This is a genomic window from Intestinibaculum porci (genome assembly GCF_003925875.1).
Classification (GTDB): domain Bacteria; phylum Bacillota_I; class Bacilli_A; order Erysipelotrichales; family Coprobacillaceae; genus Intestinibaculum; species Intestinibaculum porci.
This window is the reverse complement of the sequence record NZ_AP019309.1, coordinates 1,269,183-1,283,865: the sequence shown is the minus strand read 5'-3', so window position 1 is coordinate 1,283,865 and position 14,683 is coordinate 1,269,183. Positions and strand designations below refer to the sequence as shown.

General features: G+C 40.7%; 9 protein-coding genes. All 9 read right to left on the bottom strand.

Annotated elements, in window-relative coordinates:
• Positions 1 to 175 precede the first annotated feature (175 nt).
• Positions 176 to 1,135: a 6-phosphofructokinase gene (gene pfkA, locus SG0102_RS06260; RefSeq protein WP_125119158.1), complete on the bottom strand. Its 960-nt coding sequence runs from the start codon at positions 1,133 to 1,135 to the stop codon at positions 176 to 178.
• 247 nt (positions 1,136 to 1,382) lie between these two features.
• The gene (locus tag SG0102_RS06255) at positions 1,383 to 2,297 is read right to left on the bottom strand and encodes an ATP-binding protein (protein ID WP_125119157.1); all 915 of its coding nucleotides are present in this window, start codon (positions 2,295 to 2,297) and stop codon (positions 1,383 to 1,385) included.
• The gene (locus tag SG0102_RS06250) at positions 2,294 to 3,535 is read right to left on the bottom strand and encodes a DnaD domain protein (protein ID WP_125119156.1); all 1,242 of its coding nucleotides are present in this window, start codon (positions 3,533 to 3,535) and stop codon (positions 2,294 to 2,296) included. Before SG0102_RS06250 ends, SG0102_RS06255 begins: the two co-directional genes overlap by 4 nt.
• Entirely contained in the window at positions 3,528 to 4,112 is a 585-nt protein-coding gene (coaE, locus tag SG0102_RS06245) for a dephospho-CoA kinase (RefSeq protein WP_125119155.1), read from the bottom strand. Before coaE ends, SG0102_RS06250 begins: the two co-directional genes overlap by 8 nt.
• A complete protein-coding gene (locus tag SG0102_RS06240; protein WP_125119154.1) occupies positions 4,105 to 5,058 on the bottom strand; it encodes a Gfo/Idh/MocA family protein in 954 nt (317 codons plus the stop codon). Before SG0102_RS06240 ends, coaE begins: the two co-directional genes overlap by 8 nt.
• Position 5,059: 1 nt before the next feature.
• The gene (mutM, locus tag SG0102_RS06235; protein ID WP_125119153.1) at positions 5,060 to 5,872 is read right to left on the bottom strand and encodes a DNA-formamidopyrimidine glycosylase; all 813 of its coding nucleotides are present in this window, start codon (positions 5,870 to 5,872) and stop codon (positions 5,060 to 5,062) included.
• Between the two features lie 8 nt (positions 5,873 to 5,880).
• Positions 5,881 to 8,487, bottom strand: a complete 2,607-nt coding sequence (polA, locus tag SG0102_RS06230; RefSeq protein ID WP_125119152.1) for a DNA polymerase I — start codon at positions 8,485 to 8,487, stop codon at positions 5,881 to 5,883.
• A complete protein-coding gene (dnaE, locus tag SG0102_RS06225) occupies positions 8,475 to 11,537 on the bottom strand; it encodes a DNA polymerase III subunit alpha (RefSeq protein ID WP_125119151.1) in 3,063 nt (1,020 codons plus the stop codon). Before dnaE ends, polA begins: the two co-directional genes overlap by 13 nt.
• A 230-nt stretch (positions 11,538 to 11,767) precedes the next feature.
• Positions 11,768 to 14,668: an insulinase family protein gene (locus SG0102_RS06220; protein WP_125119150.1), complete on the bottom strand. Its 2,901-nt coding sequence runs from the start codon at positions 14,666 to 14,668 to the stop codon at positions 11,768 to 11,770.
• Positions 14,669 to 14,683 lie beyond the last annotated feature (15 nt).

The following is a 14,683-nucleotide window of genomic DNA, read 5'->3' as shown; positions in this document are numbered from 1 at the left end:
CAAAAATACAAGAGATAAACAAAATGTAACCACTATCACTTAAAATTTTTCACAATCTTAAAAAAGCCTTTACGTAAAAGGTTTTTGTGTAAATTATTATTATCTTTTATTTTCGTACGATATATTTTTTCATAGCTTTGGAAAGGAAAACCAGTCCTGCGACTGGTCTTATGTTTTAACGTAACTTTAATACATCGTCATAGATGCCCTGAGGCACTTGTCTCTTATGTTCGAATAACGTTAAGATTGGTTCAGCGACGATATCTTCACCATGCTGGCAAACACATAAACCGCCCTTGCCTTCTTCCAGTAATTCGACAGCTTTAATACCCATACGTGAAGCTAAGATACGATCTCTGGCTGTAGGACGGCCACCACGCTGCATATGTCCTAAAACGTTTGCACGTGTTTCGAAACCTGTTTCTGCTTCGATATGTTTTGCTAATTCCTGAACATCTGTAATATGTTCGGTAATAACAACAATCGCATGTTTCTTATCAGAAGCTTTCGATAATCTTAACTGTTCAATGACTTTCTGTTCATCAAAACCAGTATGTGAGGTAATGATGATTTCAGCCCCCGCTGCGATCCCCGCATTAACAGCTAAGTCACCGCATGTTCTACCCATAACTTCAAGAATGGTACATCTCTGGTGAGAGCCTGATGTATCTCTTAATTTGTCTAAGGCATCAACGATTGTATTTAAAGCGGTATCGAAACCGATTGTATAATCTGTATCAGGGATATCATTGTCGATTGTACCTGGAATCCCAATACAGTTCACACCCATTTTTGTTAACTCAAGAGCCCCATGGTAGCTGCCGTCACCACCGATGACTACTAATGCTTCCATGCCGACTTTCTGCATCTGTTCAATCGCTTCCTGACGAACCTTAGGATCTTTAAATTCTGGGAAACGAGCACTCTTTAACATCGTCCCGCCGACATTGATAATGTTACGCGTTGAATGTCTATTGAATTTATAGAACTGACCATCATGTAAGCCTTTATAACCTAACATAACCCCGTAAACATCAATGCCTTTATTTAAGCATGTTCTCGCTACTGCACGAACTGCCGCGTTCATCCCTGGCGCGTCACCGCCAGAAGTTAAAACACCAATACTTTTTACCATTATAAATTCACCTCTCCAAAATATTTCTCACGTAGTTATCTTATCACAAATTCTTTCAAATGAATATAAAGAAATGATAAAGAATCAACATTTCAACGCCCTTGTCTCTTATTTCTATGAAGTTAAGCTCTCTTTTAGTCTTTTGTGACATATAAAAAAGATGAAGAACATGCTTTGGCAGGCTCGCTTTTCATCGGTCCAACAAGACAAGCAAAACCAAAAATGATTCTTTCCTGAATTGCAAGACTTATTTAATCTTTTCTAAGTGGCGCGAATTGCACATCGACTGAATCTTCGCCCCAATCTTGCTGGCGCGCAGCTTTTCGGTGCGATCATTACGTCTGAGTAAATAGACATCATTGAGATCTTCAATATCAAACATTGACGTAAAAAACGTGGTTAAGTTATTGATATTACGATAGCTTAAAATCGTTAATAACACTTCATCACGCGACCAGCTGGTAATATTCTCTTCCCCTAAGCCATCAATTAACAGATAAGGGATATCTAAGATATTCTTGAGATAAGAATCGGCATCATTAGAATTGAAAGCCGCCTTCATATCTAATAAGAAGGTAGGAAAATGGCAGATCCCAACATCATAGCCATGACGTGCTAAATAGTTCATCATGGAAGCCATCAAGACTGTTTTTCCAGAGCCGCTTTCCCCAGTTAAGAAAAGCCCTTTACCAACAGGCGTATTCACAAACTTTAAGATCTCGGCTATGGCTAATTTATTGACATCCGATAACTTATTACGATTGAGAATAAACTGATTATGATTGAGATTATGTAAAGCCAAAGAGCGTGAGACATTGTTATAAAGGAAGTGCGATAAAATGAGCTGTTCCTGCTCTTTCTTCTTGCCATACTGACAGTATTTCAGATCCAACCCAATATGTCCCTCTTCATAAACCAGACTGCGCACAACGCCCTTGGTTACTTTCGGGCAGCTCTCTAAGCCCTGACAGCCAAGGCATTGCTTATGATCATCATAATAATCAAGCAGCTCCGCCCAGCCATCTTCAACAACGGCTTTGCTTAAGCGATGAACATGGACAAACTGCGCAATATCCTGATCCTGCATTAACGCTTTCAAACTTTCCTCTTTGCGCCGTTTGATATCTTCAAACACTGGCACACTTTTCGATACATCTATCATAACTGATCATCTCCTGGATCTAACTGATTTAATAATTCATCAAGATTGATATGAGAAGCCTGCTCATCCACTTCTTTCTTAATCGCCCGTTTCTTCTTTTCGCTATGCACTTTCGCTTTCCGCTCTGGGGTGAGCTTCATTGCTTCCTCATAAGCCTGTTTGGCCGTTTTGATATGCTTTCTTGCCCAGGCCGCACCAATTGTTTCACAATAAGCTCTCGATAAGCGGCCATCATTATTCCCCATCGCATATTCCAATAAGACATTGACGACGCCAGGGGTTAAATGAAGCTGCGTCATCAGCGTTTCACAAATCGTTAAATCATGCATCACCGGCTCTGCGCCGCCCTGTTTATTCTTTAATAACTGATAAGGCGAGATCGTCTCTAAGTAATGGAGATGATCATCTAAAGCCCCGTGCGAGGCTTCTAAATTGCGATACTGCTGTGGCTGCGTGCGATAAACCTGCGATAAGCGTGAATGATTATCCATCTCATAGAAACTGCGCGCTTGTCTTTTGAGTGCTTCAACATCTAACACTCCCTCTTTAAAAGCTTCCCGCACCATGCTCGCTAGAGAAATGGCATCAATCGAATAAAGCACCGCTAACTGCTTATACAGTTCATCATAGTGATGCACCTCACCAAGCGGTAAGGAATAGTCTTTGAGCGATTCATAAAATAATGTCAAATCATAATCCAAGGCAAACTGTCCTTCATTATAATTAAGAAAGTGACCTTGCGTATCTAATGGCCGACTCTGCGATAAATCGACACTGTAAATCGAACCAAAGGAAGATGTCTTTTCTTCATAGCCTTCTTTGTCTTCTTTGACGACCCGGAAATGATTACGCGTAAGATGGAAGTCTTCTTCGCCAATGGTATGCATAAGCAGCGTCACTAAGACCTGATTAGAAAAGAAAGCTTTCAGAGATAAAGGTGACTGGATGACAAAGAGGAAACGGCCTTGCTTATAAAAACTGCGTAACAGGCCGATCCCCTCTAACATCTTCAAAGCATCCTCTAAACCTGCTACTGACACATTAATAGTCGAAGTAATACGCGTAAGCGCGCAGCTGCGATGAACGCGATCCATCCTTCGAGCTTCCTCATAGAGGAAATGATACAGGCTATAAGCCTGCACGCCAATGAGCGGTAAATACAAATAAGTGATAATATCCCGCTGCACTTCATCTAAAGGATAAGTCATTTCACATAAATAAGTATCTGTTTTATACATGCATGCGAATCTCCTTCATTACCCGATCAATGCATTTTTTCAAATGCATCCGATCATAAGAATTATCAATCACATAAGTGGCTCTTTTCACTTTTTCTTCTAACGGCATCTGCGATGCAATCCGACGCGATGCCTCTTCTAAGCTGAAATGATTACGCGCCATCAGGCGTTTGACCTCAATCTCTCGAGAAGCACTCACAACGATAATCGCATCACATAAATCATCAAAATGCGCTTCAAATAAAAGCGGCACATCAATAAACAGAAGAGCGTCCTGACTTTTACGAATGCCCTCTATAAGGCAGCTGCGCACATAAGGATGAATAATGTCTTCAAGCTGCTTACGCGCTTTCTCATCGCGAAAAACAATGGCCCCTAATTTGGTGCGGGAGATTGCGCCCTCTTCCAAGACATCAAAGTGTTCAATAATCTGCGCATAACAAGGATTATCAGGCAGATACGCCTGATGGGCGATTTCATCGGCATCTAAAACCGTATAACCGGCTTTTTTGAGAGCTTTGGTAACGGTGGATTTACCGGTGGCAATGCCGCCGGTAATACCAATCACTTTAACCATGAGACACCTTCTTAATCGCTTCTAACGTCTGCGATAAGCGAATCGAATCCTGATGAGACATGAGTGGCGATTCCGTTTTTAAATAGCTGATGCCCTGATGAACCGCTTCAATTTCCGGATAAAAGTCATCATAAGGAATCTCAACGGTAACCGTATATGATTCTTCCCCCGCTTCAATGAGCGCTTCAGTAGGACGATAGAAATAGTCGACCTTGATTTGCCCATTAGTGCCTTTAATGATCATGGAGCGATCTTTGACCGCATCTTCAATGGAGCAGACGCAAAGAGCCTTCACGCCATTTTCAAAAGTCAAATGCACTTCATCATACACATCAACGCCATGATGATATGTGACATTGTTTTGAATAGCGGTCATTTGTCCTGGCACTAAATCTAAGACGGATGCTAAGCAGTAAGTGCCGCAGTCATATAAGGCGCCGCCTTGCACTTCATCATAGAGATATGAGTACGCATCATAGTCATGATGCGACTGGAAATGATTTTCAATTGAAACGATTTGACCAATCAGGCCGCTCGTAACTTCCTGATGAATCACTTTATTGAGCGGGATAAAGCGTGACTTCATCGCTTCCATCAAAAAGAGCTGACGAGAAGACGCAATTTGTGAAAGTTCGACAAATTCCTGTGCATGTAACACAGCTGGCTTTTCAATGAGCACACATTTATTCGCTTCTAAAGCCGCTTTCGCCCATTTATAGTGCATCCCATGAGGCAGCGCGATATAAACCACATCAACTTCTTCATCGTTTAATAACGCGGCATAGCTGTCATACACTTTTTCCGCTGGAAAAGCCTTTTGAAAGGCTTCGCGTTTTTCTGGCGTTTGCGAAGCGATCGCATAAAGCGCAGCTTCCGGAAAATGGGTTAATGAAGCCGCAAAGCGCTTTGCCACATTGCCTAGGCCAATAATACCCCAGTTTAACATCTTAGTACCTCCTTTTCTGACAGACCGGGCAGAAGTAAGTGCCGCGGCCGTTTAATTGTATTTTTTTAATTGGTGACCCGCATTCCTGACAGGTCGTTTGCGCATGGACTTTCAGCTTTACCTGAAAAAGTCCGGTGATGCCGTTGGCATCAAAGGAATGAATGGTGGTGCCCCCCTGCTTGATCGCTTCCTCTAAGATCTGGCGCGTCACCACAATCAGTTCTTTCACCCGGTTTTTCGATAAACGAGAAGCGCGGGTACGGGGATCCATCTTCATCGCAAAACAGATTTCATTGGCATAAATATTCCCGATCCCACACATAATGCTTTGATCAAGCAATAAGGTTTTGATCGGTAAATGGCTTCGATGGATCTTCGGATAGACCTCTTCAAAGGTAGCCGAAAAAGGATCCGGTCCTAGCTTGCTTAACGGCAAGACCTCTAAATAGTGATCCTTATCGACGAGTTTCATCCGGCCAAACTTACGCGTATCGTTATAGCGCAGAGTCGTGCCATCATCTAAGTAAAAGATGATATGATCATGTTTTTGATACAGCGTATCCGCTGGTTTGATATTGTATTTGCCTTCCATTCGCAAATGGGAAATAAAGGCCACATCATCTAAGATGAAGATCAGATATTTGCCTTTACGTTTAATATCTTCGATTGTCTGATTAGTAACCGCCTGCACAAAAGCTTCAGCGTCCCCATCAATAATCTTCGGATAACGCACGGTTACTTTGGTAATTGTCCGATGTAAGACAAAATGTTTGAGGGTGCGTCGCACCGTTTCGACTTCTGGTCCTTCAGGCATACACTCACCTACTTCAGATCACACCAGTTATCAGCGTAGTTGCCTTCCACTTTAAGTGGGACGTCTAAGGCGAAGCATGTTTCCATCGCTTCTTTGACAACTGGCATAAAGGTATCAATTTCATCTTTATAAACATCAAAGATCAATTCATCATGCACCTGTAAGATAATCTCTGATTTGAAGTGATGGGCATTGATCGCTTCCTGCACTTTAATCATGGCTAATTTCATAATATCAGCCCCGCTGCCCTGGATTGGTGCATTCATTGCAAAACGTTTCGCCTGTTCTCTAACCATACGGTTTTTATCATGAATGGTTGGAATAAAACGTTTACGATTGAGTACGGTAGAGACATAGCCCTGCGCTTCACATTCTTTAACAATGCCCTCCATATATGTCCGAATTTCTGGATAAGTCGCATAATAACGGGCAATAAAGTCGCGCGCTTCGTCTAAAGACATGCCAATATCTTTGGCGAGACGGAATTCCGTCATGCCATAAATAATCCCGAAGTTGACGGCTTTGGCCTGACGACGCATCTCTGGCGTGACATCTTCATCATTGACGCCAAAGACTAAAGCAGCGGTATGGGCATGAATATCCTTATCCGCTTTGAACGCTTCAATAAGCTTAGGGACATGCGCTAAATGCGCTAAGATACGCAGCTCAATCTGGGAATAGTCAAACGATAAAAGATAACCATGATCAGAGACAAAGGCCTTACGAATCATTTTTCCTTCGTGCGTGCGTACGGGAATATTTTGTAAGTTTGGATCCACTGAGGATAAACGGCCCGTCTGGGTTAAGGTCTGTTTATAAATGGTATGGATCTTGCCATCTGGAAAGATCTGATCCTGTAATCCTTTTAAGTAGGTGCTCGATAACTTCGTTAACATGCGATAACGTAATACTAATGGGACAATCGGATGAGCCTCAATATTCTTTTCTAAGATATCCTGGGAAGTGGAATACCCGGTTTTGGTCTTCTTGCCATTTTTCAGACCTAACTTTTCAAAGAGAATCGTCCCTAACTGTTTAGGCGAAGAAATATTGAAGTTTTCTCCTGCTAAGTCATAGATCTGACTTTCGATTTCACCAATTTCCTGATCAAAGGCCTGATCCATCGATTTCAGAATATTTTCATCAACTTTCGCACCGGCAAATTCCATATCCGCTAAGATATAAGTAACTGGTAATTCGAGGTTTTCATATAATTCATACTGCTCTGCTTCTTTAAGCTTACCAATCGCCTGAGGCATCAATTCATAAATGCAGCGGGCTTTTTCCACGCAGTCACGGGCTAAGATTTCGGTTTCTGGAATATGTTTTTTCGCGCCTTTGCCATAAACCTCTTCTTCATAGCGCACATCATCATAGCCATAGAAATCCGCCACATTTTTCATCACTTCTTTAATGGATGGCGACAAGACATATGTCGCTAAGGATAAGTCAAAAGATAAGCCATTGACTTCAATACCATTCCAGCGTAAGCCGTTAATCATACTTTTAATCGCAAAGCCATATTTCTTAATCGATGCATCTTTTAAATAATTTAAGAAGTTTTGATCTTTAAGAGCATCTTCAAAAGAGATAAAGAAGGCGTGGGTATCATTATAAACCCCAAAGCCTAAGATAATGGATTTATGATAATTTTCATCATAGATCGCTGTGTAAAGAGCACTATCCCCAAGATTCTCAGGAGCACGATTCACTAAGTCAAAAGTTAAGGCGCGTCTGGGCGTGATGGCTTCTTTCGAAATATCACGAATGAGTGAATTCATATCATACTTTTTAAAGAAATCTTTGAGGGTGTCAAAGTCATAACCATCATAATGAGCGGTTTCTAAGTCCACATCTAAAGGAATATCCGTTAAGATCGTGGCTACTTCTTTACTCATTTTCGCATCTTCAATGCCGGCTCTGACCTTTTCCCCTAACTTGCCTTTGATTTCTTCTTTATGTTCATCAATGCCTTCAATGGTGCCATACTGATGTAACAGTTTTAAAGCGGTCTTTTCGCCAACCCCTTTAATTCCTGGAATATTATCAGCAGTGTCCCCCATCAGCCCTAACATATCACGGATCTGATCAGGCGCTAAATCCCACTTTTCTTTTAAAGTGGCAGGATTATAAATATCTAATTCACTGACCCCTTTCACCGTACGATAAATGGTTGTGTGATCGGAACATAACTGGAAAGCATCTTTATCACCAGTAAAGACAGAAACGGTTAAGTTATGGGATTCCCCAAACTTAACTAAAGTCCCAATAATATCATCACCTTCGTAGCCTTCCTTTTCGAAGTATGCAATATTATGCGCCGTTAAGTATTCTCTCACCATCGCAAACTGCGGCACTAATTCCGCTGGTGTTTCTTTACGCGTGGCTTTATAACTCTCTAACATATCATTACGGAATGTATGTTTGCCGGCATCAAAAGCAACTAACACATATTTGGCATTGCGCTCTAAGATCTTTTTCATCATCCGGGCAAAGCCGAAGACGGCATTGGTTGGAATACCATCTTTATTCTCCATGAAATTCCCATTATAACTCGTGGCATAAAAAGCTTTGAATAAGAGGGAATTCCCATCAATTAATATTAATTCTTCCATTCATTTATTTCCTTTACTTTATTAATAATCAGCGAAAGACGATCACGCATGCTAATGCGGACATTGGCAACGATCACCTTTCCTCTTTCTAAACTGTTTTTATATGTACTATATTGCGACGCAAAGATGACAAAATCCTGTGATGAAGTATCATCACTGCCTTCCACAAAGGCCATCTCACGCGCTCTTTTATCGACAATCACACGGACGTGATCGATCATCATCATAACATCCACCACTTCATTGACATGCTCTTCCAAATCACTTAAATTCGTCAAAGGAATCGCGATCTTCTGCTTTTTATAAGCCATCGGATGGGTGGATAAATAAATGCCTAAAACATCTTTTTCTTCTTCTAAACGCTGATAGCGGTTTTCTTCATAATCCTTTAAAACCGGTGTCTCCACTTCCACTAATGCCATCTTTAAACGGGAGAATTCCACTAACGTCGCTAAGTTCCCCTTCAGCATCGCCCGACTCATGCCAAAGTCATCAAAAGCCCCGGCCGAAATCAGGGAATCAATCATCTTGCTATTAAGACGACCGCTCATCCGTCCTAAAAAGTCCACAAAATCGTTAAATGGACCATGTTCTTCACGCTCTTTGGCGATATCTTTATAGCCGCTATAGCCAACATTTTTAATGCTTGTGAGAGCGAAGCGAATGCCGCCTTCTTCAACGGTAAAACGGTTAAGCGAGCGATTGATCGATGGCGGTAAGATCTTGACATGATAACGCTTGGCTTCTTCAATACAGTGAATCTTCGTATTGGCAGAAGCGCCTTCGTTCGAGAGAATCGAAGCGAAGAAATAAAGCGGTGCATGGACTTTTAAATACGCTAACTGATACGCCACAAAGGCGTAAGCAACGGAGTGTGACTTGTTAAAACCATAATTGGCAAACTTCTCAATCAAATCATAGATTTGCGTAGCAATCTTTAAAGAATACCCTTGCTTTAACGAGCCTTGAATGAAGGCTTCCTTCATTTCAGCCATCGTTTTCGCATTCTTTTTCGACACAGCTTTTCGTAAGACATCGGCTTTGCCTAAGCTAAAGCCGGCAATCACCTGCGCGATCTGCATAATCTGTTCCTGATAAATAATAATCCCATAGGTAGAAGAGAGAATCGGCTCTAAAGCAGGCACTAAATACGTGACATGATGACTTTGCCGTCTTTCTAAATATAATGGGATATTTTCCATTGGCCCTGGTCGATAAAGGGCAATGGCATCGACAATATCATTAAAAGCATGCGGCTTCATCCTTCTTAATAAATGACGCATCCCGGCCGATTCTAACTGGAATACCCCAAAGGTATCTGCCCTTGATAACATCTGATAGGTTTTGACATCATCTAAAGGAAGATGATTCAAATCGATGGTGCGATGCTGATGGGTTTCAATATCTTTCTTGATATAAGCCATCATCGTTAAGTTACGAAGTCCCAAAAAGTCCATTTTCAGTAAGCCGGCTTTTTCAATGTAGTCCTTAGAGTACTGGGACATAATCATCGAAGAGGGACCAATGACTAAAGGCACTGATTCTCTTAGCGGCCTTGTTGATAAGACAACCCCTGCCGCATGCATCGAAATATTACGCGGTAAGTGTTCAATAATCGAAATCGCGCCGATGATCTTCCGTAAGGTCTGATTTTCATTGATCGCCTTTTGGAAAGAAGCACTGGTATTATACATCTCGGTAATGGTCTTTTTGTTTTTCGGACCAGTAGGAATCATCTTCGCAATCATCTCTAAGCGCGGTAAGGGCAGATCCATGACCTTTCCCATATCCTTTAAAGCGACACGAGGCCCATAGGTATTGAAGGTGACAATCTGGCAGACATGATCCTGACCATATTTTTCAATCACATAATTAACCACTTCATCACGGCGATCATCTTCAAAGTCGATATCAATATCAGGCATCGAAACACGTTCCGGATTGAGGAATCGTTCAAAAAGCAGATCATACTTTAATGGATCGATATTGGTAATGCCCAAAACATACGCCACTAATGATCCAGCAGCACTGCCTCGTCCCGGCCCGACTAAGATGCCATGCACTTTCGCATAGCGGACATAATCCCAGACGATCAGAAAATAATCATCGAAACCCATCATATGAATAATTTGTAATTCATAGTTCAGACGATCGATATATTTCTGAGGCACCTGTTTATGCAGGAAACGTTTCGATAAGCCAACTTGGCAGAGCTTTCGTAAGTAAAGATCTTTTTGAACATGCTCTGCGACGGGATAGTTTGGTAAATTCTTATTATTTTCCGGAATCGACGCTTTGCAGAGATTGAGCAATTCTTTGGTATTTTCAATAATCTCAGGAGAAAAGCTGCGCATCATCTCTTCTTCACTTTTTAAGTAACAGGCCGTTGTTTTCGGCTGATGGTTAGGACTGAGCGTTTCCCCTTTAGCCGAAGCCCTTAATAAATCTAAGGCGAGCGCATCCTGAGGATTGAGATAAGAGACATCATTGGCGCAGACAATCGGAATATGGACTAAATTGGCTAACGTTTCTAGACGTTTGTTCATCATATCGCCTAAGGCTAATTCATGATCGCATAAACAGACATAGAAGTTTTTAAAGATATCTTTAAAGAAGCGTAAATACTTTTCCGCTTCCTTTTCCATCTCCTTTAGAATTAAGCGTTGCACAATCCCTTCATCACTGGCAATCATAATAATAAGATGCTCATTATAACGGGCTAAATCACGAATTGGCAAGCTACGACTTTTTGATAAGTTAATATCTGAGACAATCCTTACTAAATCAAAGTAGCCATGATCATCCTTCGCAAGTAAGGTAAAAGGATAGATCTCATGATTGATATTAATCGAGGCTTCGACGCCAAAGATCGGCTTAATGCCAGCTTTCTTGCAGGCTTCATAAAACTCAAAAGTGCCATACATATTATTCTCATCCGTTAAGGCTAAGACATCAAGATGACGCGCTTTCGCCGCTTTAACGAGATCTGGAATGAGAATAGTACTATTTTGAAAAGAATAGGCACTTTTGACAACTAAATGTCCAAACATTGGCTTCACCTCCTACGCCTTCCTATTATAACAATAAACCTCCCAAAACAAAACCACCGTACCCAAGAAAAAACATACAGAAAATCACCAAGCAAGCAGATTTCTAAAATCATTCACTATTGCTTTACAATTTCCAACAAGTAAAAACATTGGTCCATGATGAAATAGGCTCATGCTTTTTTATATTTCAAAAACAAAACGCATTGTGAACGATTCACAATGCGCATTTTTTAAAGTGTACGAATATCATCTAACTGCTCAGCGCAGCGATCTAATTCTTCTTTATGACCGATAATACATAAAGTATGATCCTTACCTAACTGATCTAAAATCTCCGCAAAAGAAGCTAAATCTTCTTTCTTCATCTTCATCATTTCATCGCGACGCGCACATTCATAGTCATACGTAATATGACGTAAGTAATTGCCATCAGCGACATCGCCATAAGTACGTGGTGTACGTAATGGTTCTAACTTCGCTACTGAAGAAATAATATACTGATCGAGATCTTCATCACTTTCCATAAAGGCACGAATAAAATCACCACTATGTTCATAGGTTTGAATAGCACTTGCAACATCAGGATCACGATAAGAATAATAGGCTAACGTACCTAACGCGCCACTGCTAAAGCCGGTGCCATAAGCGCCGCCTTTGACTCTGACTTCATTCCATAAATAGTTATAAGAAAGCAGCGTGGAAATAACAATCCAGATACCATGATAGTTATGGCCTAAGCGATAGAGGTTATTAGCTAAGGCTGCATAAGAGACGCCATTAGGAATAACCACGCCTAAGTTGACTGGTTTTTCTGTTTCATAAGTAGCTCCGCTGTAATTCATGGAATCAGGATAATCCGCAATGAATGGCTTGATTAAAGTATTGATCAGCGCTTCATCCACTTGCGATGTGGTCATCGAAAGAATCAGGCGATTTCTTGTTAACTGATGTTTTTGTAAATCAACGAGTTTGGCAATAAAGCCATCACTCTTTTCATCAAAGTTTTTGACAAGATCGGCTAAGTAATCATAAGCATCTAAGCCATCTACCACTTCATTAAAGAAGGCTTCTTTAGAGTAAGAAGACATCGCTTTACGCATCGCATAACGATGACCATTGCCAATGATATCATTTCTGAAGTCATCATAGATCTGCAGTAATAATGGCTGAATATAGTCTTTATTCGTTAAATCCGTTTCCGTTAAGACTTCTTTGATTAAACGAACAGCATCCCCTACTTTGCTTTTAAGGACACTCGCTTTCGCCATTAAATACACTTCCACATGATCAAGATCGCCAGGGATACTCGTTGACCCGATATCGAAAGTTAACCGACCGGTATTGGCTTTCATATCATATAATAATTCCATTAACGAACGTTTGGTTGGTAACGAGCCTAATAAGTTTGGTAAATAAGAATAAGCACTTAAGTCTTCATGACTTGCAACATCTAACTTAAAGTAGGCATTGAAGTAGACAATTCCATCAATTGGTGAAGGATGGGTTAACACAGTAACACCGTCAATCGTCTGCACATTTGTTTTTAACTCTTCCGGCTGATCCTTTAAATCACTTAGTGATAACTTAGGAATCGTCGCTAACGCTTCGGGCGTATCAGGGGTTTCATGCCAAGCATCTAACGCTTCATTTTCGGCGATCACCTGTTTTAAAGTCTCCTGATCCCAGCTGCTTTTAATAACGGCAAGTCTTTCTTTTTCTTCTTCCGCCATGCGTTCACTTAAACGATCATCTGGCACCATGACGACTGTTGCCACGCCATGATCTTCAAATAATGACTGTAATAAGTCTTCATAATAATGCGTTGACAAGGCCTCTCTTAACGCTTTTAAAGGCGCTTCATAAGATAAGTATAAAGCTGGATCCCCGCCATATAACTGTGAGGATAAAACCAATAAGTTATGCATTAAACCTTTTGGCTCACTGACATCACGCGTGGTGAATTCTAACTGGTTTAAAGAAGCTTCTAACTGTGTTTTATTAATCCCTTTTTCTAAGATCTCATCAATCACCTGACGAATGATTTTCTTAATCTCGATTAAGCGTTTTTCTTCTGTATTAACTGCGCTGACGACAAAGAATGGCTGCTTGATGCCATCGGTAATAGCGGTATAGAAATCCTGCGCTAAATGCGCATCTAAGATTGCTTTCTTGAGGGGTGCATCATTAGAGCCGGTTAAGTAATCGGATAAGATATTAATCGCTAAAATCTTTTGGATTTCATCAAAAGATGCCACCACTTTTCCAAAAGTAATCTGAGTCTTTTCCTTCGTTTCTTCCCCTTTAGCGACAGGATAGTAAGAACGCACCGTCGTATTTGGCACAACCGCCTGATCTGGTAAGTCAAAGCTTTCGCCTTCTTCATAAGCATCAAGATAATGAGCAATCTTCTTTAATACCGCTTCGATATGGAGATCGCCTTCAATATAAAAATAGCTGTTAGAAGGATGATAATACTTCTGATGATTATGTAAAAACTCTTCATACGTTAATGTGGGAATAGCTTTAGGATCTCCTCCAGAGATATACTGATAGGCATTATCAGGATAAAGGGCCCGCATTAATTCATTATCAATCATCGTATCAATTGAAGAAGTAGCCCCCTTCATTTCATTAAAGACAACACCTTTATAGACAACCTCATCACCTTGATCTCTTAATTCATAATGCCAGCCTTCCTGTTCAAAAATCTTCTTATTATGATAAATTGCTGGTTTGAAAACCGCATCTAAATAAACATCCGTTAAATTTAGAAAGTCCTGTTCATTTTTTGAAGAGACAGGATACATCGTCTTATCCGGAAAGGTCATCGCATTTAAGAACGTATTCATTGAACTCTTCAATAACTCCACAAATGGTTCTTTGACCGGATATTTGTCTGATCCACATAACACAGAGTGTTCGAGGATATGAAAGACCCCCGTATCATTTTCTGGTAAGGTCTTAAAAGTCACTGAAAAATGTTTATTTTTATCATCCGTTGATAAATAAACAAGTTTTGCTTTTGTTTTTATATGTGTCAATTCATAAAGAATTCCCTTTTGTTCAGGAATCTCACGTTTTCTTTCAATTTGAAATCCATGAAGGATCTCATTTACCTGGTAGTTTTCCATGCAAATCCTCCTTGT